Source organism: Arthrobacter sp. ISL-5 (assembly GCF_018613835.1).
Lineage (GTDB): Bacteria > Actinomycetota > Actinomycetes > Actinomycetales > Micrococcaceae > Arthrobacter.
In genome coordinates this window covers 121,621-147,391 of record NZ_JAGGPM010000025.1, presented here as the reverse complement: position 1 = coordinate 147,391, position 25,771 = coordinate 121,621, and the positions used below count along the sequence as shown (strand labels likewise).

Below are 25,771 nucleotides of genomic sequence, written 5' to 3'. Positions count from 1 at the left end.
GGCTAGTCCTTGCGTGCGCCGTCCGGCTCGGGGGTCTCGTCGGTCTCGACCAGCGGGGCATCTTCGTAGGCGAGATTCTCGTAGTCGGTGTCATCCGCTTCGTCCAGGCGGTCGTCCAGTTCCTCGAGCAGCCAAGGGTTCACCCTCGCCAGGATCTTCCGGATCTCCTCATCGGGAACGGCGGCGTACAGCACCGGACGGGCGTCGGCATAGCGTGTCACCGGCGGCCTCTCCGGCCACTTTTCGGCCAGGGCCTGCACCCGTTCGGGCAGCGAATTGTGCGCGTTGTCGGCGATTTTCACCAGGGTGGCGTCATGGTCCTCGGCGATGAAACGGATGCCGGCCTGGTAGTCGTCGGGGTTATCGTGCAGCCGCTTGGTGACCCGTTCGATGATGCCCACCGCCCGTTCCGAGACGCCCATGTCCAGCAGCGCCTGCCGTGTCATGGGCGTGTCCTCGGCGATGTCGTGGAGGTAGCCGGCGATCCGGATGTCGTCGTCGAAATCGGCGAGCGCATCACCGACCGCCATAACGTGCTCGCGGTACGGACGCTTGAGCTTGTCCTTCTGGCGGTTGTGCGCCACCTCGGCAAGGACCTTGGCGGTCTCTACGGTGAAGCGTGCTTCCGGCAATCCTTGTTCTGGCATGCATTCAGCGTACCCACCGCCGCCAACTACACGCCCGGCCACACCCACGGCTCGCGCGGCAGGGCCGCGGGATCGAACGCGTCGAGTGCCGACTCCAAGGACTCGCCGGGCAGCCCCAGCGATTCCAGGATCGTCCGGCGGACGGCGTCAGCGGCTATCCCGGCGGCGGCCAGGTCGGCGAGCGTCACTGCGCCGTCGCGCTTCGCCAGCCGGGCGCCGTCGGAGTTCACCACCAGCGGAACGTGGGCATATTCCGGAACCGGCATATGCAGGAGCGAGGCAAGATATGCCTGCCGGGGCGTGGACGGCAGGAGGTCGTCCCCGCGGACCACCTGGTCGATGCCCTGATCGGCATCGTCCACCACCACGGCCAGGTTGTACGCCGTCACCCCGTCGTTGCGGCGCAGCACGAAGTCGTCAACCACCCCCGTGTAGGCGCCGTGAAGAATGTCCTCCACCGCCCATTCCGCAACCGAGGAACGCAGCCGGACGGCAGCGGGACGGGTGGACCGCCTGAACTCGAGTTCCGCCGTCGACAGCCTCCGGCAGGTCCCCGGGTAGGCGCCCTGCGGCGCATGCGGCGCGGACGGAGCCTCCTGGATCTCCCGGCGCGTGCAGAAGCACTCGTACGTCAGCCCCGCGGCCGCGAGTTCGCTGATGGCCGCCTTGTAGAGCGGTTCACGGTCGGTCTGGCGCACGACGGCGCCGTCCCAGGTCACGCCGACGGCCGCCAGATCGCGGAGCTGCTCAGCCTCCGCTCCGGCGCGGGCGCGGTCCAGGTCTTCCACGCGGAGCAGGAACCGCCGGCCGGTGGAACGGGCGAAGAGCCACGCAAGGATGGCCGTCCGGAGGTTGCCGACGTGCAGCTCACCGGACGGGCTGGGGGCGAAACGGCCAGCGCTGGTCATGCCCTCCAGCCTATGCCGAACAACACAAGAGCCCCTCAGCTACCGCGCACCCCGGCGGATATCCGGGGGTCGGTGGCTCAGGGGCTCTTGCCGTGCCGGCTCCGGGCTTCGGAACTCCGTACCTCGGAGCTCCATCCCTCGAAGCATGGCACTGCTTGCGGAATGACGATGCGTGAACAAGTGTCAATCAGCGGCGGCCTCCTTGCGGGAAGCGTGGTCCAGGGGGCCGGGTGGTGTGCCGGGGTCCTGTAGCCTGCGGGCGTTGGCGGTGGCCGCTGCCGTTGTTGCCACTATCTGAGCAGAAGTCATACAGTTGGCGCAACGGACATTGCCTCGGGTGGTCAATCTGACCAACTCCAGCAGGTTCAATACCCAGGAAGTGATCAGATTGCAGCAGCTCGACGCCACCGACCGGCGGATCCTCGCCGCCCTCGACGACGATCCGCGGCTGCCCATCATGGTGCTGGCCCAGCGCCTCGGCCTGGCCCGTGGAACCGTTCAGTCGCGCCTGGAGCGGATGACGGCGTCGGGCGCACTCCGTCCCAACAGCAGCCGGGTGCTCCCCGCCGCCCTTGGCCGCGGCGTGGCGGCCGCGGTGAGCGCTGAACTGGACCAAAGCCACCTCAACGAGGCCATTGCGGCACTCCGCGAGATCCCGGAAGTGCTGGAGTGCCATGCCCCTGCCGGGGACACCGATCTCCTGATCCGCGTGGTGGCCACCAGCCCGGATGACCTGTACCGGGTTTCCGAGGAGATCCGGCTGTGCCCGGGGATTGTGCGGACGTCCACGAGCATGTTCCTGCGCGAAGTGATCCCCTACCGGACCACGGGCCTTTTAGGCGACTAACGGGCGATCCTCCGGGCGCCACTCCGATCTTGCGCAAATCATTGGAGAAAACTGCGGATATTCTGCCGGCCGTCCTGCGGTGCCGGCTGTAGCCTGATCCTGCATCAGTTGCAGAGCCCGTCGCAGTCAGACGCTGCATCCTCCATCCCAGGGTCTCCGCCAGGGTTCGGTCTCAATAAGGAACTCCATGCGCTTATTCTCCCGTTCAGTCGCCTCTGCCACCGGACTGCTTCTCGCCGCCGGGCTCATCGCCCTCCCGGCCAGCCCGTCGCTCGCGGCGGCCGATCCGGCGGTGGACGGCCCCGCCGCGCAGTTTGTCGAGGGGACGCCGCACGGGGACCACATGTTCGAGTCCGCCCCCGGCGTACCCATGGACGGTCTTCCCACTGGTACGGCGCTCCAGACGGAAGCCGGGACGCTGGCCGCGGCGGCAATGAGCGTCAAGCTCGTCATCGCCACGTTAGTTGACAACCGATCCAAGGTTGACATGGCCGCCGCCGAACGTGCAGTGGCTGCATCCAGCAACTATTGGAAGGCGATGTCCAACGGCCGCATCTCCATGGCTGTCACTGAACGCGCCACCTGGAATTCGCCCACGGCAAAGTCCACAGACTCGTACTACTCCATGATCAACAAGATCACCAATGAGCTGAAGTGGACCTACGGCACCAACAGGGCATTGGTCATCTTCGTTCCGACTGCCACGCTCTCCGACGGGGCCCTGGGTGCCGGCTACAGCAGCAACGGCAACAGCGGACGTGTCCTGATGCCCCAGATCGGCAGCTACACCAACAGTGTGATCGCCCACGAGTTCGGCCACGTTCTGGGGTCCATGCATGCCGACGCTCTGCAGTGCAGCAGCGGCGCCGCCGACGTCGGCACCACCAGCACCGGACAGTTCACCGATTCCTCCTGCTACATCCGTGAATACGGCGACACGACCGACCTCATGGGCGCATCGCACCCGAGCATGCCGGTGATCAGCTCCCCCTTCTGGGACTGGCGGGGCCTCGGCCTCGGCACCGAAATCCGGGATCTCGGTGTCGCTGCCGGCGTGAAAAGCTACACCCTGAAACCATGGGGCGGAACCGGCGCCGGCCGCGCGGTCAAGTTCACCGATCCGGTCAGCAGGGAGGTCTATTACCTTGAACTGAGGCAGCCGGCCGGGTACGACTCCTACCTAGCGTCGGGATCAGCCGGCAACCGTGGCGTCAAGATCGTCCAGCGCGGCGGGGCAACAGCGGCGTCCTCGCTGACCCTCATGCCGTCCACCATTCCGTTCAACGGCTACTACAGCTCCAACCACACCTGGCAGGCTGGCCGCACGTTCACGACCCACGCCGGGACGCTCGTGACCATCAACGCCGTCTCGGCCACTTCGGCCACGGTAACCATCAACGCGGACCTGGCGCTGCGCACCAAGATCCAGTTCTCCGCCGGTGACTTCAACGGCGACGGCCGCGCGGACGCGATCTCCCGGGAAGCTGACGGTTCGCTCCTTCTGCTTGCGGGCCAGTCGGGAAACAAGCTGGGCGCGCCGGTCAGGATCGGCACCGGGTGGAACATCTTCAACACGGTCCTGGGAGACGGCGACTTCAACGGCGACGGCCGGGCTGACCTCATTGCACGGTCATCCGACGGCGCCCTGTGGCTGTATCCCGGCAACGGAACCGGCGGTTTCCAGGCACGGAAGCAGATCGGGTCCGGCTGGACCATCTTCAAGCGCATCATTGCAGCCGGGGATTTCGACGGCGACATGCGCCGCGACCTGCTCGGCATGCGCACCGACGGATCATTGTGGCTCTACCCGGGCAACGGGACCGGCGGCTTCCTTCCGGCCAAGCAGGTGGGGGCCGGCTGGCAGGGATTTACTGCCATCGCAGCGGCCGGCGGACTCGCCGACGGCGCCCCCGGCCTTCTTGCACGGACCAGCGACGGCACCGTCTACCTGTACCCGGGCACCGGGACGGGCGGGTTCCTGCCCCGTACCACCCTGGCGACCGGCTGGACCGCCGCGGCCGACCTGATGGGCGGCCACGACTTCACTGCCGACGGCCTCACGGACGTTCTCGTTGCCAGCAATACCGGCGCCATGACGGCCCATCCCGGAAACGGGGGCGGCGGCTTCGCGGCCAAGCTGAAGATCGGCTCCGGCTGGAACGTGTTCAGCCAGGTTTGGGAGGCCGGCGACTTCGATGGCGACGGCAGGCCGGATGTCCTGGCCCGCTCCGCCGAAGGCGCGTTGAAGCTTTACTCCGGAAACGGTTCCGGCGGATTCCGTGCCGCCCGCCAGGTCGGCGGCGGCTGGCAGGTCTTCGACCAGGTGCTTTCCGCCGGCAACTTCAATGGCGCAGGCGGCCCGGACCTGGTGGCTCGGAAGGCGGACGGCTCGCTCTGGCTCTACCCGACCGACGGGAAAGGAACGTTCCTGACCCCCAAGAGGATCGGCAGCGGCTGGAACATTTTCACGCGGATGCTGGCCCCGGGCGATTTCTCCGGCGACGGGCGCAGCGACGTCATCGGCCAGTCCGCGGACGGCAAGCTCTGGCTGTATCCGGGTAACGGGACCGGCGGCTTCCTGGCACGCAAGGAGATCGGCTCCGGCTGGGGCATCTTTGACCAGGTGATTGCGGCGAACGATTTCAACGGTGACCGCAAAGCCGACATCATGGCCCGTACCGCAGACGGCAACCTCTGGCTCTACCCCGGCAACGGAGCCTCCGGCTTCCTCGCCCGCAAGCACCTCGGCACCGGCTGGGACGCCTTCCAGTCCCTTGTCAGCGTGGGCCGGTTCGCCGGAACAGCCAACCCGAACGTCCTCACCACATCGGCCGACGGGACGCTCTGGCTCCACGCGGGCACGGGAACGGGCTCCTTCCAAAACGTTGTCCTGAATCCCCGCTGAGCACGGGTCTGACAACAACAGGCCGGCCGCGGAAATCACCTTCCGCGGCCGGCCGCATTTAAGGCAGGTACCCGATTAGCCCAGGGCCGTGTTCAGCCGGGGCCGCGCCCAGGCCTTGCCCAGGGCCGTGCTCAGACCGGCGGGCCGGCGTTCGACTTCAGGTTCTTCATCACCAGCGTCGAGGTCAGCCGTTCCACACCCGGAAGGGACGTCAGTTCGCTGTCGTAGAAGCGCTGGTACGACGGCAGGTCCGCGGCAATCACCTTCAGCAGGTAGTCCGGGGAGCCGAACAGCCGCTGGGCCTCGACAATGTTGGGATTGCCCGCAACGCGGTTCTCGAAGATCTCCATGGTGGGCCGGTCCACCTGCCGCAGGGTCACGAAAACGATCGCCTCAAAACCGAGCCCGACGGCGGCCGGGTCGATGTCCGCTTTGTAGCCGCGGATCACGCCGGACGACTTGCCTGCTCTTCTACGTGGCGCTCGTGCCACAGTTCGTCAGCGCCGAGGCACCGCTGCCCGTGCCGGTGCAGTCGGGACTGCTCGGCCTGACGTTTGTGCTGCTGGCAGCCATCGTCTACACGTGCGTGGCTTTGCTGTCGCGGAAGCTTCTGCAGTCCCGGCCCGGCGCCGCCCGCAAGGTGACACTGGCCAGCGGGATCATCATGGTGTGCCTCGGCGCGGTACTGCTGTCAGAGCAGCTGCTCCCCCTCATCGCGGGCCTGGCGTAGCCCTGGCCTCCTCAGGTCTTGCGCTCCATGAACCACTCGGTGAAGGCGCTTGCCCGTCCGTCCGGGCCAAGCCGGATCACCCAGAGGTTTTCGTAGCTGGGCCTGTCATTGAGATAGGTGGTGCGTCCCTGCACGAAGGCGAGGTCGCCGTCGGTTCCGAGGACGGACCACTCAAACCTCCAGTCCTCGGGCTCGTCTGCGGAGGCGATCCACTTTTCCACGATCTGCTCGCGACCGCGCCAGGCATCCGGGTCATACGGGCGGGTGGCGTAGACGGCCTCCTCGGTGAACAGCGCCCGGATGTCGTCGGGCTCGTTGGTGGCCCACGCCGCGATGTACTTTTCCATCCACTGCCTGATTGGGTCGGTCATTTGTCCGTTGTACCCCGGCGGCGAGCCGCCCACAAGAGGCGCAGGCTTCTCCAAGAGTCCACCGGAGGCCGCCGCCTCGGCGGCGGCCTCAGTCCCCGTCCAGTTCCTTCCACTCCTGCTCCCAGAGCCGGCGCTCCTCGACGTCCTTGCGGATGACTTCGAACGTCTCGAGCTCGGCCCGCCGGCGCCGCCAGTCCCGCGGGTTCAGGGACTTGCGGCCATTCTCCAGCACCAGCAGGGCCCGGTCCGTCAGGGCGTCATTGCGCAGCGCCATGCTGGTCTTGCGCCGCCGCAGGACCTCCTTCAGGGCCCGCTGGGCGGGCTCATGGGCGCCGAGCCGGCGCAGCGAACGCGCCCGGACCAGCAGCAGGGCGGCGGAGAGGTCATCCGCGTTGAGCAGCCCTTCCGTCCAGACCACAACCTCCTGGTCCCGCCCGAGGGTGTAGGCCAGCGCGCACTTCGCGAGGGCGGTGGGCAACGACGGCGGCAGCATGGAGAGCGCTTCCAACGCCGCTTCCGTCTGGCCTGTTTCGCGCAGGGAGTGCGACAGGGCCAGGAACACCGACTCCTCGCTGAACAGCACCGGGACTTCGATGCGTTCGGCGACTTCCACCCGGGTGACCACACGCGTGAGGTAGCTGGCCGCGAACTGGTTCGCGTCGTCGTCGTTCCTGATGCTCAGGCCCCGCTGCAGCAGCTCCACGGCCCGCAGGTATCCGCCCTGCTTGTGGGCGAGAAGCCCGGCCATCACGTAGCACAGGCCCGCCCAGCCGGGGTATTCGCGGGCGGCGGCAATCAGCCGGTTGGGGTCGGTGCTGGCGAAGATGGCGTCGTAGACGGCCTTGGCGGCTTTGCCGGGGAGGAGCCTGAGCCGGGGGACGCTGCCGTCCACGCTGATCCGGGCGGAGCCCCTGCCGCCAAGCACGCCGTGGATCAGCCCGCCGACGCCCTCGGCAATTTCCTTCACCGGGGTCCGGACCTGGCCGCCGCCGAACGGCGTGAGGTCGCGGGTGTCGCGGTAGATCGGTCCTGGAATCTGCCCCGCGGTCATTCCTCCATGCTAGTGGCCCGGCGAAGCTAGCCCGAAGCGGCGGCCACCCACACGCCGATCACCCAGGTGCTGGCGGCAAGGCAGGCCAGGCCGAACTCGGCGAGGATGCCCAGGCCGGTGGCCTTGAGGGCCGCCCAGCTGGTGGTCAGGGCGGTGCGGAAGTCGCGCGTGCGGTGGATTTCGCTGAGCAGAAGCCCGGCGGCGAACCCCACGAACAGGCCCACCACGGGAATGACGAACATGCCCGCGATGCCCAGCACGATGCCTGCCGCGACGCTCCGGTTGGGAATCCTGTGCTGCCTGAGCTTGCGGCCGGCGAGCACCGCGCTGGCCGCCATGCCGGCCAGCACGAACACCATGCCGATGGTGAAAACCACCCAGCCGGTGGTGCCCTCGCCGCCCCAGATGGCCCACGCCAGCAGGCTCAGGCCGATCAGGAAGCTGCCCGGCAGCACCGGGATGACGGTGCCGGCCACGCCAACGACTATGGCCAGGCCGCACAGGACGGTCACTACGGTCTGGGCGTTCATTCCCCCAGTCTAGGTTCCGGTCCAGGGTTCCGCGGGATCACCGAAACGCAGCCCGGCGCCGCCGGCCGCCCGTTCGGAGAACGACGACGGCGGTGCCTCCCCAGCACGGGAGGCACCGCCGTCGGGCCTTCAGTCAGCCGAACTCAGCGGCCGTACGGGTCAGCGGCTGTACGGGTCAGCGGCCTGGGCTGCGGACCTCAGACTCCGTCTTCCGCTGCCGCGGCGGCCACGGCGGCCGTGACGGCCGGCGCCACCCGCGGATCCAGCGGGCTGGGCACGATGTAGTCCGCGGACAGATTCTCCTCGGCCAGGGCGGCGATGGCGCGCGCTGCGGCGAGCTTCATGGCGGGCGTGATCCGGCGTGCACCGGCGTCGAGCGCGCCGCGGAAGATGCCCGGGAAGGCCAGGACGTTGTTGATCTGGTTCGGGAAGTCGCTGCGGCCCGTGGCAACCACGGCAGCGTACTTGGCGGCCACCTCGGGGAGCACTTCGGGGTCCGGGTTGGACAGCGCGAACACGATGGAGCTGTGGTTCATCAGCTTCAGGTGTTCCTCGGCCAGCTTCGAGGAGGAGACGCCGACGAACACGTCCGCGCCGAGCAGGGCCTCGGCCGGGCCGCCCGCGATGCCGCGGGGGTTGCTGCGCTGCGCCATCTGGGCCTTCTTGCTGGCGGGGTCGGCGGCGATGTCCGGGCGTTCGGCGTTGATCACGCCGCGGGAGTCCAGCAGCACGACGTCGCTGATGCCCGCGGTGAGCAGGATTTCGGCGACGGCGATGCCGGCGGCTCCGGCGCCCGAGACAACGACGCGCAGGCCTTCGAGCTCGCGGCCGGTGACCTTGGCGGCGCCGGTCAGGGCGGCGAGGACCACGACGGCGGTGCCGTGCTGGTCATCGTGCATGACGGGGCAGTCCAGGGCCTCGATGAGCTTCTCCTCCAGCTCGAAGCAGCGCGGGGCCGAGATGTCCTCTAGGTTGACGGCACCGAAGCTGGGACGCAGCCGGACGAGGGTTTCCACGATCTCGTCCACATCCGTGGTGTTGAGGACCAGCGGGATGGAGTCCAGTTCGCCGAAGGCCTTGAACAGGGCGGACTTGCCCTCCATGACCGGGAGGGAGGCGCTGGGGCCGATGTTTCCGAGGCCCAGAACGGCGGTGCCGTCGCTGACAACCGCCACCAGGCGCTGCGCCCAGGTGTGCGTCTTGGCGAGCTTCGGGTCGGCGTGGATGGCGCGGCTGACCTGTGCAACGCCCGGTGTGTACGCGATGGAGAGGTCGCGCTTGTTGGCGAGCGGGACGGTGCTGGCGATGGAGAGCTTGCCGCCCTCGTGGGCCGCGAAGATTTCCTGTTCCGTCAGCGCTTCGGCTGCGGTGTTATCGGTGGGGGCAATCGTTTCAGTGGACACGTCGTTGTCTCCTGGGCTAGCCGTGGGCGCACGGCACAGTGGGCTCAAGCATTGGAGGCTCAAGATGGTCAGGTGCGCGCTTCGCTGACGGCCCAAAGGGTGGCGGGGTCCGTCCGGAAGCCCGCTGGTACGGGTTGCTAGCCGCTCCGGTCCTGCAATGGTAAACACTGTGGAGCCGCCTGTTTGGCCAGTTGGACGCCGTTTGGGGCGCTGCAGCGCTTTTTTGGGTGTTCCTGTGGCCTATTTCACCGAATTTGGCGCCTCAAAACGGGCAGCGGTCTAGACCGGTTACGCTGTGTGGCGCATCGACCGGGGACGCGGCACCAGCAGGGAGCAGGCTTTCTTCAGGTCCTCTTCCGCTTCGAACAGCGATAAGCGGCGGCAGCGGACCGAGTGGACTAGACCGGTGACGGTCAGCAGTAGCACCCGGGAGATGGCGGCGTCGCCACTCGCGGCGGTGACGGCACGCTCGGCCAGGGTGTCGATCTCCCGCAGCAGCGCCGTGGTGTCCCTGTCCTTGAGGTACACGCCCTGGTTGAGGCAGTGTTCGACGGCGGGCTGCATCACCCGCATGTGGAAGATTTCCATCACCACGCCGGACAGCGCATGGATCCGGACCGTGCCCGCACCCGGCCAGCTGCCCACCTTGAGGTCACTCAGCTGGTGCCGGTAGAGGGCCAGCATCAGGTGCGTGGCGGAGGGGAAGTAGCGGTACAGGGTGCCGAGGGGGACGTCGGCCTTCGCGGCCACCTCGGACAGGGTTACGGACTTGAGGCCCTTGCGCGCAAACCCGGCTGCGACGTCCAGGATGCGGGCGTAGCGGAGCTGTTGTCGGGGCAGGGACGGCGGGGCGGCCATGGGCGGAAGATCTGGATTAAATTCAAGCATCATCAGTCCGGAGGTTGAGATTCCTGCGGCAGCCAGGAGAGTCCCCATCCCGATCCCGCCCGCAATTCGGAGTCAACTATACGCCACCGGCCATCTGCGCTGCCGGTCCATTGCGCTCCTCCTGCCAGCCGTACAGCTGGCCGGGAAGCCTGCTGTCAGTCCACGCCCTTGATCTTCACCACGAACACGGCACCCAGCAGGCCGATCACCGCGGCGGCGACATAAAGCGAAACGTAGCCTCCCCAGAGCGTCACGAAGGGCCAGGCCAGCGCCGGGGCGATGACCTGCGGCAGTGAGTTGGCGATGTTGATGACGCCGAGGTCCTTGCCCCGGTCGACGGCGTGCGGCAGCACCTGGGTGATGAGCGCAAAGTCCACCGCGAGGTAGGCGCCGAAGCCGATCCCCAGGACGCTGGCGCCCACGATGCCCCCGATCCACGTCGGCGCGAACGCCAGGATCAGTGAAGCAAGCGCGATGATCACCGAGGAGGCTATGACGAGGGGCTTGCGCTTGCCCATGCGGTCGCTGAGCCGGCCGCCGATCACGCTGGTGATGATGACAAACACGGCGTACAGCCCGGTCAGCACCAGCACCCCGAAGGCCGGCTCCATCCCGGTGGTCTGCTTCAGGTGCACAGCGTCCGCGAGGAAGAACAGCAGGTACAGGGTGACCATGTGGTTGCCGATATTCACGAGCAGGCGGGTGATCCAGGCCCAGGCGAAGTCCGGGTGCCGCAGCGGTCGGACGAAGCCGAGCAGGAAATCGGTCCAGTTCAGCGGGGGCCTGTCGCCGGCGGGGAGCGGCACGTCGTCACTTTGGAACAGGTACATCACCACGCCGGCCAGCAGGGCGGCTGCGCAAATGATGTACCCCAGGGCGAAGTTTCCGCTGACGACGGCGGCGATCACCGCGCCGATGAGGATGCCCACCGTTTGGCCCATCGCCGCGAGGCCGCCTACCGTGGCCCGCTGCGGCACGGGAACCCGGTCAGGAATGGCAGCGGTGATGGCAGCGTAGGCCCCGTTGCAGCCGGCCTGCACGAGGCACCAGAGCAGCGTCATGACCGCCACATTGGGCGCACCGGCGAGGCCGATCAGCGCGGCCGCCCCCAGGACCGCCCCCACCACGACCCACGGCACGCGCCGGCCGAAGCGGGACGTGGTGCGGTCGCTGAAGGCGCCGAACAGGGGGTTGGCCACGAGGGAGACGGCCGCCCCTGCACCGGTCACGAGCGCCAGGATGGCTTCCTTCTGGCCGGCGTCGAAATGTTCAGCCTGCTGGCCGAGCAGCACCTGGATGGGACCGAAAAACGCCGCATTGATCCCGAGGTTGACCAGGACCACGCCCGTGGTCCACAGCGGCCTCACCCGGGCTGTGGGTTCGGCGAGCGCCGCGGCCGATCGTGTCCCCATCAGCGCGGGATCGGGAACTGCACCGGGAATGTCGGACAGACTCATGGCAGGCTCCCCCTGGAACGTTTTGATCGTGTGAAATCAGACTATCTGCAGGACGTCTAGAACAGCGTTCTTTGCGGCGATAGAATGCCTTGCCTGCGCACCTCTTGCCACCGGGGTATCTCCTGCATAGGCACTCATCACTCATTCCATGGGGGAACGCATCTTGCCATCACAAAACCCCGGCCATCGAGCCCTCCTCAAATCCGCCTCGGTGGCGGTCGCCGCCACCCTGGCACTCACAGCATGCACTACCAACAACTCCCAACAGGCCTCCTCCGCGGCAGACCAAGACGTGGCCCCAAACGAGGCCACGGTCAGCCGCGTCGTTGACGGAGACACCTTTGTTGCATTGACCAGCGCCGGGGAGAAGACCGTCCGGCTGCTGAACGTAGACACGCCGGAAACTAAGGACCCTAACAACCCGGTTGAGTGCCTCGGCCCCGAGGCCACCGACGCTCTGGAGCGACTCCTCCCCGTGGGGTCGGTGGTCCGGCTGGAACTGGACGAAGAGCCAACGGATAAATATGGACGCACGCTGGCCGGCGTATTCAATTCATCGGGGACGTTGATCAACGCGGAGGTCGCCCGCCTCGGCCTGGGCATTCCGATGCTTATTGAGCCCAACCGCAAGTTTTATCCAGCGGTTGAGGAGGCCTTCGAAGAGGCCCGAACCCGGGCCGTTGGACTGAACTCGACGGAGATCGCCTGTCTGCCCACGCAGCAGGTTGAGAAGGCTGTCGAAACCGTGGAGACGATTGTCGCGCTTCCACTCACGGACTCAACGCCCATGCTCGACAAATCCAATGCGAGCCTTGTTGCCGCCCTCGCGACGATAGCGGCGCTCAAGGCAGCAGCTGCGGCGAAAAACAAGATCCATTGGGCCGCTTATGCGCCTGCCACGCTGGCGGCGCTCGTCTCGCGGCTGGACTCATCAGCCTCAGAGGCAGCCGCACGTCAGGCAGCCATCAAGAGCAAGAAGAAAAGCGTGGCAGATGCTGCCGCAGCCAAGGCTGCCCGGGCGAAAGTCGAAGCTGCCGCCGCAGCCGCCGCGGAGGCCGAAAGAATCAGGAACCTTCCTCCGGTCTATGTTCCGCCGGCACCTCCTGTCGATGCACCGCCGGTATACGTGCCGCCGGTAGTTCCGGCACCGATAACTGACCCGTACGCTGGCTACACCGGCCCACGTTGTTATGCACCGGGCGGCAAGACGTGGAGGCCTTGCGGATAGGCTTCGATTGCGCGACCAAAGCACCACACCGTCACAAGGAGAACCCATGACCGTTTCCCCTGCCGGCAATTCCACGGCTAACCAGGCGGCTGCCCAAGCCGCCACCGTCAACACCGCCGATCTCTACGACGAGCGCGGCGAGGAACTCAACTCCATTGCCCTGCAGTTCCAGTCCCTGGGCGGCCGATCGCACTTCAGCGGTCCGGCCCGGACCATCCGCTGCTTCGAGGACAACGCGCTGGTCAAGTCCACGCTGGCCACGCCCGGCAACGGCGCCGTGCTGGTGGTGGACGGCAGCGGCTCGCTGCGCACCGCCCTTATGGGGGACATGATTGCGGCGAGCGCCGTCGAAAACGGCTGGGCCGGCGTCGTGATTAACGGTGCCATCCGCGACCGTGAGGCAATCGCGGAACTGCCGCTCGGGGTCAAGGCGCTCGGCAGCAATCCGCGCAAAAGCGCGAAGGCCGGCGCCGGGGAGACGGACGTGGACCTGCTGATCGACGGCGTGACCATCCGCTCGGGTGCCACCATCTGGTGCGATCCCGACGGCATCCTGGTGGAGCACTGATCAGCGGGCAGTGAGGCGTTAGATCTCGGCGCTTAGGAAAGTGCTAAGCGCCGAGATCTCACCCCTCGAAGTGGCGAGCCGCAACCCCGGCCCCGAATTCGGCCGAAGTTCCAAGTTTTTGTTGCCCCGGGGAACAAAGCGGGACGTAAGATAGTTACTGAAAGCAACTATCAAGCTTGATCCCCTTTTCTTCGTAATGGAGCAGTCATGTCCAAAACCGCCGCCGGGCCCGCAGCCGGGGACGTCCTGACGAAGCGTCAGACCATCACAGTGATGGTGGGTCTCATGCTCGGCATGTTCCTGTCATCACTGGACCAGACCATCGTGTCCACGTCCATCTACACCATCGCCAACGACCTCGACGGCCTTTCCCTCCAGGCCTGGGCCACCACCGCGTACCTCATCACGTCCACGGTGAGCACCCCGCTCTATGGCAAACTCAGTGACATCTTCGGCCGCCGCCCGCTGTACCTGGCCGCGATCGTGATCTTCCTGGCGGGCTCCCTGTACGCGGGATCGGTGCACTCGATGACCGAACTGGCCATCGCCCGCGGCATCCAGGGCATGGGCGCCGGCGGCCTGCTGGCCCTTGCCCTGACCATCATCGGCGACATCGTTGCCCTGAAGGACCGGGCCAAGTTCCAGGGCTATTTCATGTCCGTCTTCGGCATTTCCTCCGTCCTGGGCCCCGTGGTGGGCGGCGCCTTCGCCGGCTCCGCGAACATCCTGGGCTTCGACGGCTGGCGCTGGGTGTTCTTCATCAACCTGCCCATCGGCCTGGCCGCGCTGGCCGTCGTGTTCCTGTACCTGCACCTGCCCGCCAAGCACGTGAAACAGAAGATCGACTACTGGGGTGCCGCCGCCATCACACTGGCCATCGTGCCGTTGCTCCTGGTGGCCGAGCAGGGCCGCAGCTGGGGCTGGACCTCCGCGGCGTCCCTCCTGTGCTTCGGCCTGGGCATCGTGGGCATCATCGCGTTCCTGCTGGCCGAGAAGCGCGCAGGCGACTACGCCCTCATCCCGCTCCGGCTCTTCCGCAACCTCACCTTCGGCCTGTCGTCGCTGCTGAACTTCATCATCGGCATCGGCATGTTCGGAGCCATCGCCATGCTCCCGATGTACCTCCAGCTGGTGAAGGGCCTGACCCCCACCGAGGCCGGCCTGATGATGATCACCTTCACCGTGGGCATCCTCACCGGCTCCATCACCGCTGGCCGGACCATCTCGTCGTCCGGCACCTACCGGATCTTCCCCATCGTGGGCACGGCGGTCCTGACCGCCGCCGCCGTCGTGATGGGCTTCTCGCTGGGTGTGGACACCGGGCTCTGGGTTCCCGGCCTGATCGCGGTGTTCTTCGGCCTGGGCCTGGGCTTCTGCATGCAGCCGCTCACCCTCGCCATGCAGGTCTCCGTGCCGCCGAAGGACATGGGCGTGGGCACCTCTTCGGCCGCGTTCTTCCGCTCCATGGGCGGCGCCGTGGGAACCGCCGTGTTCATTTCCATGCTGTTCAGCCTGGCGGCGGACAAGATCGCCAACGGCATGAAGGACGCCATGCAGAACGCCGACTACCTCAAGGTCCTCAAGGATCCCGCCGTGGCCGCCGATCCCGCGAACGCCAAGCTCTACGAGTTCTTCCAGAACGGCGCCACCAACGACTCCCTCAACGACACCAGCTGGCTGCACTCGGCCAACCCCGTGCTCACCCGGCCCATCACCGAGGGATTCGCCCAGTCGATCGACGCAGTCATGCTCACCGCGGCCGTGCTCACCGGGATCGCCTTCGTGATCAGCTTCGCGCTGCCGAACAAGAAGCTGACGGACCCCAAGGCAGTTGCCAAGGAGACAGTCGCCGCCCACTAGGAATCTCCGGCGAGCGCCACGCACACGTCACGGCGGGCAGCCTTTCGGGCTGCCTGCCGTTTCGTTTCCGCGGAATTCCAGGACGCACCGCCGCCTCGGCCGGCAAAAGCCTGCGCTGCGTGACGGCCCGGAGCCAGGCCGGGAGACGGACGACGGCGGGACGTCCCGCCGTCGTCGTCTTCCGTCCCCAAGTGGAACCTCGATCGGTGACGTGGCACACTGTTAGGCGCGTGTGCGCCGGCCGTCTGGGCCGGTACCGCAGCCGACGACGTCCGCACCGCATCCACCCACACCCAAACCCCAGGGAGATCCATGTCCACCGTCACCGAGCAACCAACCGCCAAGATCCCCCAGCGGGTCATTTGGCTGGCGCTTGCCGGCGCCGTGGGCGGCTTCCTGTTCGGCTTCGACTCGTCCGTGGTCAACGGCGCGGTCGACGCCATGAAGGACGAATTCGCACTCAGCGAGGGCGTCACCGGATTCGCCGTGGCCGTAGCGCTACTCGGCTGCGCCGCCGGCGCGTACATGGCCGGCAAGGTGGCCGACCGCTACGGCCGCATTCCCGCCATGAAGCTCGGGGCGCTGCTGTTCCTGATCAGCGCCATCGGCACGGGCTTCGCGTTCAGCGTCTGGGACCTGGTCTTCTGGCGGCTCGTGGGCGGCCTTGGCATCGGGCTGGCGTCAGTGATCGCACCGGCCTACATCTCCGAGATCTCACCGCGCCACGTCCGCGGCCGGCTCGCCTCGCTGCAGCAGCTGGCCATCACCAGCGGTATTTTCGCCGCGTTGCTCTCCGATGCGCTGTTCGCAACGGCCGCCGGCGGTGCCGACCAAGCCCTCTGGCTGGGCATCGAGGCCTGGCGCTGGATGTTCCTGGCCGCTGCGGTGCCCGCCGTCGTCTACGGCCTGATCTCCTACACCCTCCCCGAGTCCCCGCGCTTCCTGGTGTTCCAGGGCAAGGAAGACGAAGCCCGCAAGGTCTTCGATTCCATCGCGCCGGACGAGGATACGGACCGCCACCTCCGCGAGATCCGTGAGGCCATCGAAGAGGACCAGCTGGCCGGCAAGAAGGGCTCGCTGCGCGGCAAGACGTTCGGGCTGCAGGCCGTGGTGTGGATCGGCATCACGCTCTCCGTGCTGCAGCAGTTCGTGGGCATCAACGTGATCTTCTACTACTCCACCACCCTGTGGAAGGCAGTGGGCTTCCAGGAGAAGGATTCGCTCACCATTTCCGTGGCAACGTCCGTCACCAACATCCTGGTGACCCTCGTGGCCATCGCCCTCGTGGACCGGATCGGCCGGCGCCCCATCCTGCTGGCCGGCTCGATCGGAATGGCCGTTTCCCTCGGCGTCATGGCCCTGGCCTTCGCTTCCGCCACGGGCACCGGCTCCGAGATCTCCCTTCCCGGTGCCTGGGGCCCCGTTGCCCTCGTGGCCGCCAACATCTTCGTGGTCAGCTTCGGCGCATCCTGGGGACCGCTCGTGTGGGTGCTCCTCGGCGAGATCTTCCCGTCCCGGATCCGTGCACGCGCCCTGGGCCTGGCCGCAGCAGCCCAGTGGATCGCCAACTTTGCCATCACCCTGAGCTTCCCCATGATGGCCGCAGGTTCGCTGCCGCTGACGTACGCCATGTACGCACTCTTTGCGGCAGCATCGTTCTTCTTCGTCATGTACAAGGTGCCGGAGACGAACGGCATGTCGCTGGAACAGGCCGAAACCCTGTTTGTTCCCAAGGGGTCCGCCAAGGTCTGACCGGCACTTGGCTCCCCCGGCATGAAAAGGAAGACGCCCAGGTTCCCGAGGAACCTGGGCGTCTTCTGCTTTGCGTCTTCTGTGTTGCGGGGGCAGACGACGTCGGGCGCCAGGTGCGGGCTTCCTAGTTGCTGCCGTATTCCTCATCGGTGAGATGGTCACCCCACGTGGTTTCCGGGCCCTCCTGCCCGTCGCCCAAGCCTTCCCACATGGCCAGGTGGCCCATGAAGTGCTCCGGGGCGGCGCCGTGCCAGTGCCATTCCCCCGGCGGCGTGTAGATCGTGTCGCCGGGGCGTATCTCAGTGACCTCGCCGCCGCGGGACTGGACCAGGCCGCGGCCTTCGGTGACGTGCAGGGTCTGGCCGTTCGCGTGCGAGTGCCATGCAGTATGGGCGCCCGGGGCGAAGCGGACCATGTTGACGCGGAGCTGTGAGGGCTCGTCGCCCTTGGCTATGACGTCGAACCAGACGCCGCCGGTGAACATCTCCGCCGGTCCCTTGTTGCTTGGCTTCTTCGGCTGGATCTCCAATGTTTCTCCTTAGTGATAGTTCAGGGCGTGCCGCGGAGGCGTCACGCCTGGTCTTTGTTGGCACCGCCGGCTGGGGCGCGCGGTGCCACCTCAGCTGCAGCCTGCTCAGCCTGCTCAGCCTGTTCAGCCTGCTCAAGCGTCGCAGCCCAACTCGCCAGAAGCCGCAGCGCGTCCTCGGAGGCAGAGCCGGGCTCGGCGGTGTAGACCAGCAACGACAATCCGGCGTCGGCGGAAAGGTCCATCGCGTCGTACATCAGGTGGAGGTCCCCGACGGCGGGGTGGTGGAAGTGCTTGAGCCCGGTGTAGTGCTGGCGTACATTGTGCGCCGCCCATAGGGTGCGGAACTCCTCGCTGCGCATGGAGAGTTCTCCCACCAGGTCCGACAGGGCCCGGTCGAACGGGTCGCGGCCCGATTCCGTGCGCAGAATTGCGACTGTGTCGTTCGCCGCCCGCTTCCAATCCGGGTAGAAACCGTGCGAGCGCGGGTTGAGAAAAATGAACCGGGCGTGGTTCACCGGCCTGGCCGGATCGCTGTACATCTCCGAGTACAGGGCGCGGCCGAGCCTGTTCGCCCCAAGGACGTCCAAGAGCCCGTTGCGCACGAATGCCGGGGCACCGGTGATCGCATCGAGGGCGAACTGGATGCTTGGCCTGATCTGCTGCTTCCTGGGCGTGCGGCGCGGCCGCGGTGACGCTGCTGCAGCCCGGGCCAGGTCGAACAAGTGGGCATGTTCGGCCTCGTCCAACTGCAGGGCCCGGACCAGGGAATCCAGCACGCTTTCGGAAACGCCGCTCAGGTTTCCCCGTTCCAGGCGGATGTAGTAATCGATGCTCACCCCTGCGAGCATGGCCACCTCCTCACGGCGAAGGCCGGGCACGCGGCGACTGCCGCCGTAGTTGGGCAGCCCGGCCTGGCCGGGGGTGATCCTGGCGCGCCTGGAGGCCAAGAACTGGCGAATCTCATTCCGGTTGTCCACGCCTTCCACCATAGGAGCCTTCCGCAGCCGCAGGGAGGCCCTGTCACTACCTGTATCAGCAGGACCTTCCACGCAATTACGGGGCACGGTTTGCTGGCTGGGCAGCCAAGGACAATCGACCACGGCGCTACCCGCGCAGCAATAGCGGCGGTGGGCCAAGGGGGTACTGCCAGTACCCGGATCAGCAGGGACTCCCGCACCGGGTCTGACTCCTGTTTTCTTGAATAAGAGACATATTGAGAGGACAGAACCAATGCCGGATGTCGTCATCCTCAATGGAACAATCTGGCCCGGCAAAGTGTTGAACCGGACTGTGGGCCTTAACGGCGTCCCCGACGGCTACCGCGCCGTGGCCCACCGCGAAGCACTCAAAGTGCTCATCCGCCACTAAGACTGCCGGGCAGTCCGGCCCCACGCCGTTCACCCGACCAACATCCACCCGACCAAACGAATCCCTCCCCCAACACAGGAGAAACATGCTTACCGTTAACGCCTACGCCGCACCGTCCGCCACCGGCGACCTCGTCCCCACCACCATCGAACGCCGCGACGTCGGCCCGCGGGATGTGCTGATCGAAATCAAGTACGCCGGAATCTGCCACTCCGACATCCACACCGTCCGCGGCGACTGGGGTCCCCAGCAGTACCCGCTGGCCCCCGGACACGAAATCGCCGGTATCGTCACCGAAGTCGGCGCCGAAGTCACCAAGCACAAGGTTGGCGACCGTGTCGGCGTCGGCTGCATGGTGAACTCCTGCCGCGAATGCGCCAACTGCAAGAAGGGCGAGGAGCAGTACTGCCTCGCGGGCATGACGGGCACCTACGGCGCCGTCGACCGCGATGGGACCATCACCCAGGGCGGATACACCACGCACGTCGTGGTGACCGAGGACTTCGTCGTACGGATCCCGGACAGCCTCGACCTCGACGTCGCCGCGCCGCTGCTCTGCGCCGGCATCACCACCTACTCGCCGCTGCGCCACTGGGGCGCCGGTCCCGGCAAGAAGGTGGCGGTGGTCGGCCTTGGCGGACTCGGACACATGGCAGTCAAGCAGGCCCACGCCATGGGCGCCGACGTCACGGTCCTGTCCCAGTCACTGAAGAAGATGGAGGACGGCCTGCGCCTCGGCGCGGACGCCTACTTCGCCACGAGCGACCCCGCCACGTTCGAAGCCCTCGCCGGCACCTTCGACCTGATCATCAACACCGTCAGCGCCCCGATCGACATCAGCGCCTACCTGCAGCTGCTGGCCCTCGACGGCGCACTGGTGAACGTGGGCGCCCCGGCCGAACCGCTCCCGGTCAACGCGTTCGCACTCATCATGGGACGCCGGTCCTTCGCCGGATCGGCGATCGGCGGCATCCGCGAGACCCAGGAAATGCTCGATTTCTGCGCCGAGCACCAGCTGGGCGCAGAGATCGAGGTCATCCCGGCTGACAAGATCAACGAAGCCTACGAACGCGTCCTAGCCTCCGACGTGCGCTACCGCTTCGTCATCGACACAGCAACCCTGAGCTAACCGCACAGTCTTCAGAGGAAGCGGCCCGTCAGCACCAGCTGGCGGGCCGCTTCCGTCATTCCCCGCATGCGGCCGTATTTATGCGGCTGGGTCGCTGTGCGGAACCCCGCGAGACATCAACATGCCGGAAAGCAAGGCTACTTAGTGTTTAATGCTAATCATGCTTACTATATTTTCCCGGCGCATGTCCGGGTGGCGGGTGCCAGTTCCTGCGGGAGCAAATGGTCTCGCTGTTGTCAGCAAGAATCGAGTAGGAGGATCAATGCGCAGAATTCTCGCCGCGATTACGCTCGGGCTGATCGTCGCCGCCGGCACTCTTTCATTCGCCGCCCCGTCGACGGCTGCTCCGGCCAGGGCCGGCACGGTGTATTCGGCGGATATTTTATCATCTGTCCAGACCTCGACCCCCGCAGCCAGCACCCCGTCGCCTTCCGTCGCACCCTCGGACAACCCGGTCAACCCCGGCACCGGCGAACCGGCCGAATCAGAGGCCAACAGGACAAACTACGCCCCCTACGTCATCGGCGCAGTCGTTGTGATCACCCTCGTCTTGGCCTTGTTCTGGTGGCGCAGGCGGGGAAACAAGACGGTGGTCTGAGGTTTACGCAGTGCAAGAAGGAAGCCGAACTGTAAACACCCAATCAAGTCAGTCAACAAATAAGGAGTAGGCGCCATGGCGACCACGAACCGCACGACAGGCCACAAGAGTAACCTGCAGAAAGCGTCCCAGGCAGTGGGTGCCGTCTTCCTGTTGGTGGGCATCTTGGGATTCATTCCCGGCATCACCAGCAACTACAGTTCCCTCGGCTTCGCCGGGCATGGCTCGGAGGCCCTGCTACTGGGAATCTTCCAGGTCTCCGTCCTGCACAACATCGTCCACCTGCTCTTCGGAGTGGCGGGGATCCTCATGGCTCGCACGCATACGCAGGCCCGGAACTTCCTCCTGTATGGCGGGGTCGTCTATCTAGTCCTGTGGCTCTACGGCCTCCTGATCGGGCACGACACTCCCGCGAACTTCGTGCCCGTCAACAACGCGGACAACTGGCTGCACCTTCTCCTCGGCCTCGGCATGATCGCCCTGGCAGTGATGCTGTCCCGCGACACCGCACGCGGGACGTCCGCCAGACGCTGAGACCTCCTCGCTCTAACACCACTGCCGTCCCTTTCCGTAGCCGTCACAGCTGACGCGACCATAGGAGAATCATGAAGATCCCTGAACCGCGGGGACCCATCAGCGCCGGGCTGCTCGGCATCCTCGCCGGGGAGCCCGGGGGCGACCCTGTGGCCCAGACCAGCCTGGAGCAGCTGGTCACGGGGCAGTTGCCCCTCGTCGAAGACATCGTCGACGACGGCGACGTCCAGCTGGCGCTGTTGTGCCTCTACGAACTGCACTACGGCGGCCTGGACGGGGTGGATGATCGCTGGGAATGGAATCCAGGACTGATCAGGATCCGCCAGCTGCTGGAGGAACCCTTCGAGCATGCCCTGCGAGCCTCAGCTGAACTGGCAGTCCCGGAGTCCGACCGGGTTCCGTCCGCCGCGGCTCCCGACAGCGACGGGGTTGCGGCCCTCCTGTTCGGACTGGCGCAGGCCGACAACGGGCCGAGCCTGTCGCGCTACGTTGCCAAGAAGGCCACGCTCGAGCAGCTCGGTGAATTCCTGATTCATAAGTCCATCTATCAGCTGAAGGAAGCCGACCCCCACACTTGGGCCATTCCGCGGCTGGCTGGGCGGGCCAAGGCAGCGCTCGTGGAAATTCAGGCTGACGAGTACGGCGGCGGCCGCCCGGATCGTATGCACAGCGCACTGTTCGCCCGGACCATGAGGGGACTCGGGCTGGATGACCGCTACGGCTGCTATGTGGACACGGTGCCCGCAATCTCCCTGGCAAGCGTGAACATGATGTCCCTGTTCGGGCTGAACCGGAGACTCCGGGGTGCCATCGCGGGACATCTGGCAATCTACGAGATGACGTCGTCCCGGCCCAACCAGCTCTACGGCAGCGGTTTCCGGCGTCACGGCTTCGATGCCCATGTGACCGGCTATTTCGATGAGCATGTTGAGGCGGACGCCGTCCACGAGCAGATAGCCGGGAGGGACCTCGCCGGCGGCCTAGTGGAGACAGAACCGGGCCTCCTCGCCGACGTCCTATTCGGCGCGACGGCGGTCCTTGCCATTGACGCCAGGCTCACCGTACACATTATGGATGCCTGGGAAAACGGCAGGTCCTCACTGCGCACCGGCCTCCCCACAGCGGCATGACCGGCGGAGCCGCACACGGCACGGCTGAGCCGCGGGGCGAGTACATCCTGCCGGTGCGCTGGGCGGAGGACTCGGGGCTTGACGAGTTCGTTCACTATCTCGAGGAGCTTTGCGCATGGATCCCGGTGACGGTAGTAGACGGTTCCGATGCCGCTCTCTTCGCCCGCCACCGGGCGCTGTTCCCGGCGGCCGTACGCCATATCAGGCCTGCTCCGGGAACCGGCAACGGTAAAGTCACCGCAGTGATGACCGCCGCGCGCCTCAGCGGCGCCGAAAGGCTGGTGATTGCCGACGACGACGTGCGGTACACGGCCGAGTCGCTCGCCGCCATCGTGAATCACCTTGACGACGCCGATGTCGCCAGGCCGCAGAACTACTTCACGTCCTTGCCGTGGCATGCATGTTGGGATACATCACGGACGCTCATCAACCGGGCCTTGTCCAGCGATTTCCCAGGCACTCTAGCCGTACGACGCGCGGCGCTTCAGGCCACGGAGGGCTACAGCGCTGTGCTGTTTGAGAACCTCGAACTGATCCGTACCGTCAAGGCCGCCGGAGGGCGCGAAAAACTGCTGCCGGACCTGTTTGTTGCGCGCAGGCCCCCCACATCCCGGCACTTCTTCCGCCAGCGCATCCGGCAGGCGTACGACGACTTCGCCCAGCCTGGACGCCTCATCGCGGAACTTGCCCTGCTGCCTGCTGTTGCGGGCTTGGCAGCGCTCCCGCATCACCGGCGGGCCCCCGCCGTTTTCGGCCTCGCAGGCGCCGCCTTGGCTCTTGCCGAGATCGGCAGAAGACGCCATAACGGGCGGAGCGCCTTTCCGGCCCGGACGAGCTGGTTCGCCCCGCTTTGGGTCATGGAAAGGGCCCTTTGCATCTGGATCGCGCTATTTCTCAGGGTGAGCGGCGGCATCCCCTACTCAGGAACCCGGCTCAGGACTGCCGCGCACTCCCCTACCGAACTGCGGCGCCGGCACGAAGGCAAGCTCCACCCCAATCCATCCGCCAGCCCATTCGACAGCCAGACCAGGGAGCATACATGAACCAGGAACCCGCCGACGGCTCGATCGTGGTCTGCCCCGACGGACCTCTGATTGTCCGCGGAGACTTTGAAATTGTCACCCCTTCCGGGGATCTCTTGCCGAGGCAGCGGAAAACCGTGGCGCTGTGCCGCTGCGGGGCGTCGGCGATCAAGCCGTACTGCGACGGAACCCACAAATTGATTGGTTTCCGCACCGAGTATCCTATTGATTCCGCTCAAGGCACCAAGTCCCAACCCTGACGCGGATTGAGGGAACATTGCAGTTACGGCCTTCCGTGGCGGTCCGGAGGGTTCAGGTCGATGATCGGCAGATGGCCATCAGTGCGAATGGAGTCGCCGCCACCATTGCGGTGGTGATATCCGGAGGAAAAGTTCCTGATGATGTGCACTGATTCGACTGCGTTGGAGGCCTGAAGGGTCCGGATTATGAAATCGCGTTCCTCGTCAGTGCGGTCGGCGATCTTGTGAGTGATCTGGAAGGTGAAGAGGGACAGGCCGACGCTTCTGTCGTACGTTCCGGCGCCCACCCAATCCACCGCTATTCCACCGGGCAGCATCCATCCCTCAGGGCATTTCCAGAACCGGACGTGGTGCCTTTTGCGCGGGTTTCCTTCAATCTCACGTTGGAATGCCATATTCTGCTTGTGCCCGAAGACGTACAGCCAACTGACCGGCGCAGCAGGATAGCTGCGCCGGAGGACAGTGGAAGTAAGGGTTCGCCAAGCAGTGGCGGCGGTCAGGGGGTCAGCCTCGGTCCACCCGGCGGCCAGCATTGCCTGCCGCAGCTCCTCCTCAGGCCCGACGACCCCTAGATTCACCGGATCCCCGAGCACTCCGTCGCCGGTCCGCGCGCGGCCGATGAAGTAGTCGGGGATGTAAAGACTGGTCAGCATCCTGTGCACGCGCGGCAACAGGGCGTAGGCGAGGATGAGCCAGACCGGCAGGAACACCCAAACCTGCTCAGGCCCCCGTGCCAGGCGGGAGAGCAGGAAGTAGTAGACCGCCCAGCCGACAACGGCTGTGACTGCTGCATAGAGAACCCGCTGCCCCACGGACAGCACTGTTGCCCAGCGGCTCTGCCTCCGGTCCCGACGACTGTCAGGCCGTTCACGGTCCGGCGCAACAGCCGGCTCTACAGGAAGAGCCTCGTCATCCTTACCCCGCGGCACTAGCGGTTCTCCTTCCATGCTCAGGGCGTTCGGCGTCAGGCGCCGCCGATGCGCTCCGTCCTCAACCAGAGCTGCTGTCCTGTCTGCCTGTCAAATTGTCGGATCCGGGGCTGGTTGTTATGCGCGGGACTCGTGCTGGCCGGAGGCGGTAAGTCCGCCTCTATCTGCTCTAATATGGCTCGAACAGTCCCCGCATCGCCCAGGATCCGGAAATGGCCGGCCGCCGGGAGCCGGATGTTCCTGGCTCCCGGCAGGACGCTGCCTTCGGTGACGTGCGGGTCAAAGACGCCGTAAACGGAGCTGATGCGGTGGTTGATGGCTTCCTCCCGGGCCATCTGCAGGGTCAGGGCGTTACGGGGTGAGAAAACGCGAAGACTCGGGATGAGCAGGTACCGGGCATAGCGCGATCCGGAGAACGGCGTGCAGATGGCGATCATTCGGTCGATGCGCTGGTCCGGGTCCAGGGCAAGCATGATGTACTTCCCGATCAGGCCGCCCTTGCTGTGGGCGACGATCACCGCATCGTTCAGGCCGGCCGCGGCGATGTGTTCTGCTACGAACCGGGCCGCGACAGGTACGCCCAACCGGTTCCTCTGCAGCAGGGTCACTACATGCACGGGGTGCCCTGCGCCGTGCAGGGCGGTAATCAGGGGCAGCATGAACTGCCGGCTTTCATACACCCCCGGAATCACGACGATGGGCCTGCGGTCGCCGGTGTGACCATCGGGGCCCGCACCGGAAATAGTCAGTAACGACCAGCAGGTTGGAAGTCGGGCTTTCGAAGAGCAGGCAGTCCACGGTCAGGTCGAAGGCCTGACGCGCCACGGTCCGGCGTCTGGAATCGACCACCGGTCCCATCAGAACCAGCTGCGTGAACCTGCCCGGCTGTTGCCTGGCCACTTCGACGGCGAACTGCGTCCCCATGGAGTGCCCGATCAGCACGCAGGAGCCTGCGCCTGCCTGCTCCAGGGCTGCCCGAAGGAAGCCGGCATAGTCTGCCATCGACAGCCGGCGGTCCGGTTTCGGCGTACTTCCGAAGCCGGGAAGGTCAACCGAATAGGTGTCGGCGGTCTCAGCCAGTAGCCTGTGCAGCCGGTGCAGGTAACGGTGGCCAAAAACGAACGACG

The 25,771-nt window shown here is 66.2% G+C and carries 27 protein-coding genes and 1 pseudogene; 14 read left to right on the top strand and 14 right to left on the bottom strand.

The features are described 5' to 3' along the window. Positions 1–2 precede the first annotated feature (2 nt). Both J7I89_RS14030 and gluQRS read right to left on the bottom strand, forming a co-directional pair. Positions 3–647, bottom strand: coding sequence for a phosphohydrolase (locus J7I89_RS14030; RefSeq protein WP_214971361.1), 645 nt, complete (start codon positions 645–647; stop codon positions 3–5). 26 nt (positions 648–673) lie between these two features. Next, entirely contained in the window at positions 674–1,555 is an 882-nt protein-coding gene (gene gluQRS, locus J7I89_RS14025) for a tRNA glutamyl-Q(34) synthetase GluQRS (protein WP_214971358.1), read from the bottom strand. A gap of 388 nt (positions 1,556–1,943) precedes the next feature. Here gluQRS and J7I89_RS14020 point away from each other — a divergent pair, with 388 nt between their 5' ends. Both J7I89_RS14020 and J7I89_RS14015 read left to right on the top strand, forming a co-directional pair. Beyond that, entirely contained in the window at positions 1,944–2,402 is a 459-nt protein-coding gene (locus J7I89_RS14020; protein ID WP_214971424.1) for an Lrp/AsnC family transcriptional regulator, read from the top strand. 187 nt (positions 2,403–2,589) lie between these two features. After that, positions 2,590–5,307 carry an FG-GAP-like repeat-containing protein gene (locus J7I89_RS14015; protein WP_214971355.1) on the top strand — a complete coding sequence of 906 codons (2,718 nt, stop codon included), beginning with the start codon at positions 2,590–2,592 and terminating at the stop codon, positions 5,305–5,307. Positions 5,308–5,438: 131 nt separating this feature from the next. Here J7I89_RS14015 and J7I89_RS14010 read toward each other — a convergent pair whose 3' ends face one another. After that, positions 5,439–5,756, bottom strand: coding sequence for an Lrp/AsnC family transcriptional regulator (locus J7I89_RS14010; RefSeq protein WP_308159915.1), 318 nt, complete (start codon positions 5,754–5,756; stop codon positions 5,439–5,441). Between the two features lie 14 nt (positions 5,757–5,770). Here J7I89_RS14010 and J7I89_RS14005 point away from each other — a divergent pair. Then, positions 5,771–6,037 (top strand): annotated as a pseudogene (locus J7I89_RS14005) (LysE family translocator); the annotation flags it as partial. 11 nt (positions 6,038–6,048) lie between these two features. Here J7I89_RS14005 and J7I89_RS14000 read toward each other — a convergent pair. The 6 genes from J7I89_RS14000 to J7I89_RS13975 all read right to left on the bottom strand — a co-directional run bounded on the left by J7I89_RS14000 (position 6,049) and on the right by J7I89_RS13975 (position 11,737). After that, positions 6,049–6,408, bottom strand: coding sequence for a nuclear transport factor 2 family protein (locus J7I89_RS14000; RefSeq protein WP_214971352.1), 360 nt, complete (start codon positions 6,406–6,408; stop codon positions 6,049–6,051). An 88-nt stretch (positions 6,409–6,496) separates the two neighbouring features. Beyond that, positions 6,497–7,459 (bottom strand): lipopolysaccharide assembly protein LapB, encoded by a 963-nt coding sequence (locus tag J7I89_RS13995; protein ID WP_214971349.1) that lies wholly within the window; start codon positions 7,457–7,459, stop codon positions 6,497–6,499. A 26-nt stretch (positions 7,460–7,485) separates the two neighbouring features. Continuing rightward, entirely contained in the window at positions 7,486–7,989 is a 504-nt protein-coding gene (locus tag J7I89_RS13990) for a DUF456 domain-containing protein (protein ID WP_214971347.1), read from the bottom strand. 197 nt (positions 7,990–8,186) lie between these two features. Then, positions 8,187–9,392 carry an NADP-dependent malic enzyme gene (locus J7I89_RS13985; protein WP_214971345.1) on the bottom strand — a complete coding sequence of 402 codons (1,206 nt, stop codon included), beginning with the start codon at positions 9,390–9,392 and terminating at the stop codon, positions 8,187–8,189. Positions 9,393–9,680: 288 nt separating this feature from the next. After that, positions 9,681–10,280: a TetR/AcrR family transcriptional regulator gene (locus J7I89_RS13980; RefSeq protein WP_214971423.1), complete on the bottom strand. Its 600-nt coding sequence runs from the start codon at positions 10,278–10,280 to the stop codon at positions 9,681–9,683. Positions 10,281–10,435: 155 nt separating this feature from the next. Then, positions 10,436–11,737, bottom strand: a complete 1,302-nt coding sequence (locus tag J7I89_RS13975; protein ID WP_214971342.1) for an MFS transporter — start codon at positions 11,735–11,737, stop codon at positions 10,436–10,438. A 163-nt stretch (positions 11,738–11,900) separates the two neighbouring features. Between J7I89_RS13975 and J7I89_RS13970 the strand changes: the two genes are divergently transcribed. The 4 genes from J7I89_RS13970 to J7I89_RS13955 all read left to right on the top strand — a co-directional run bounded on the left by J7I89_RS13970 (position 11,901) and on the right by J7I89_RS13955 (position 17,145). Beyond that, positions 11,901–12,965 carry a thermonuclease family protein gene (locus tag J7I89_RS13970; RefSeq protein ID WP_214971339.1) on the top strand — a complete coding sequence of 355 codons (1,065 nt, stop codon included), beginning with the start codon at positions 11,901–11,903 and terminating at the stop codon, positions 12,963–12,965. Positions 12,966–13,011: 46 nt separating this feature from the next. Next, positions 13,012–13,533, top strand: a complete 522-nt coding sequence (gene rraA / locus J7I89_RS13965) for a ribonuclease E activity regulator RraA (protein WP_214971337.1) — start codon at positions 13,012–13,014, stop codon at positions 13,531–13,533. A 207-nt stretch (positions 13,534–13,740) separates the two neighbouring features. Further along, entirely contained in the window at positions 13,741–15,393 is a 1,653-nt protein-coding gene (locus J7I89_RS13960) for an MDR family MFS transporter (RefSeq protein WP_214971335.1), read from the top strand. A gap of 312 nt (positions 15,394–15,705) precedes the next feature. Next, a complete protein-coding gene (locus J7I89_RS13955) occupies positions 15,706–17,145 on the top strand; it encodes a sugar porter family MFS transporter (RefSeq protein ID WP_214971332.1) in 1,440 nt (479 codons plus the stop codon). Between the two features lie 124 nt (positions 17,146–17,269). Here the strand turns inward: J7I89_RS13955 and J7I89_RS13950 are convergent, their stop codons facing one another. Both J7I89_RS13950 and J7I89_RS13945 read right to left on the bottom strand, forming a co-directional pair. Beyond that, the gene (locus tag J7I89_RS13950) at positions 17,270–17,674 is read right to left on the bottom strand and encodes a cupin domain-containing protein (protein ID WP_214971330.1); all 405 of its coding nucleotides are present in this window, start codon (positions 17,672–17,674) and stop codon (positions 17,270–17,272) included. Between the two features lie 41 nt (positions 17,675–17,715). After that, complete coding sequence (locus tag J7I89_RS13945) at positions 17,716–18,651, bottom strand: helix-turn-helix transcriptional regulator (RefSeq protein WP_214971329.1); 936 nt, start codon at positions 18,649–18,651, stop codon at positions 17,716–17,718. Positions 18,652–18,904: 253 nt separating this feature from the next. Here J7I89_RS13945 and J7I89_RS13940 point away from each other — a divergent pair, with 253 nt between their 5' ends. The 7 genes from J7I89_RS13940 (at position 18,905) to J7I89_RS13910 (ending at position 23,715) form a co-directional block, all read left to right on the top strand. Then, on the top strand, positions 18,905–19,042 hold the full coding sequence (locus J7I89_RS13940; RefSeq protein WP_214971327.1) for a hypothetical protein: 138 nt from the start codon (positions 18,905–18,907) through the stop codon (positions 19,040–19,042). An 85-nt stretch (positions 19,043–19,127) separates the two neighbouring features. Continuing rightward, positions 19,128–20,171 carry an NAD(P)-dependent alcohol dehydrogenase gene (locus J7I89_RS13935; protein ID WP_214971323.1) on the top strand — a complete coding sequence of 348 codons (1,044 nt, stop codon included), beginning with the start codon at positions 19,128–19,130 and terminating at the stop codon, positions 20,169–20,171. A 262-nt stretch (positions 20,172–20,433) separates the two neighbouring features. Continuing rightward, positions 20,434–20,769 (top strand): LuxR family transcriptional regulator, encoded by a 336-nt coding sequence (locus J7I89_RS13930; protein ID WP_214971320.1) that lies wholly within the window; start codon positions 20,434–20,436, stop codon positions 20,767–20,769. Positions 20,770–20,844: 75 nt separating this feature from the next. Beyond that, entirely contained in the window at positions 20,845–21,303 is a 459-nt protein-coding gene (locus J7I89_RS13925; RefSeq protein WP_214971317.1) for a DUF4383 domain-containing protein, read from the top strand. Between the two features lie 71 nt (positions 21,304–21,374). Beyond that, complete coding sequence (locus tag J7I89_RS13920; protein ID WP_214971314.1) at positions 21,375–22,433, top strand: iron-containing redox enzyme family protein; 1,059 nt, start codon at positions 21,375–21,377, stop codon at positions 22,431–22,433. After that, complete coding sequence (locus J7I89_RS13915) at positions 22,430–23,476, top strand: glycosyltransferase family 2 protein (protein WP_214971311.1); 1,047 nt, start codon at positions 22,430–22,432, stop codon at positions 23,474–23,476. Before J7I89_RS13920 ends, J7I89_RS13915 begins: the two co-directional genes overlap by 4 nt. Continuing rightward, positions 23,473–23,715 (top strand): CDGSH iron-sulfur domain-containing protein, encoded by a 243-nt coding sequence (locus J7I89_RS13910; RefSeq protein WP_214971309.1) that lies wholly within the window; start codon positions 23,473–23,475, stop codon positions 23,713–23,715. Before J7I89_RS13915 ends, J7I89_RS13910 begins: the two co-directional genes overlap by 4 nt. A gap of 23 nt (positions 23,716–23,738) precedes the next feature. On the opposite strand, the gene J7I89_RS13905 is transcribed toward J7I89_RS13910, so the two are convergent. The 3 genes from J7I89_RS13905 to J7I89_RS13895 are packed head-to-tail and all read right to left on the bottom strand — an operon-like array spanning position 23,739 to position 25,745. Next, positions 23,739–24,644, bottom strand: a complete 906-nt coding sequence (locus J7I89_RS13905) for an LssY C-terminal domain-containing protein (RefSeq protein WP_308159914.1) — start codon at positions 24,642–24,644, stop codon at positions 23,739–23,741. Positions 24,645–24,679: 35 nt separating this feature from the next. Beyond that, entirely contained in the window at positions 24,680–25,303 is a 624-nt protein-coding gene (locus tag J7I89_RS13900; RefSeq protein WP_251045313.1) for an alpha/beta hydrolase, read from the bottom strand. Between the two features lie 13 nt (positions 25,304–25,316). After that, a complete protein-coding gene (locus J7I89_RS13895; protein ID WP_214971419.1) occupies positions 25,317–25,745 on the bottom strand; it encodes an alpha/beta fold hydrolase in 429 nt (142 codons plus the stop codon). Positions 25,746–25,771 lie beyond the last annotated feature (26 nt).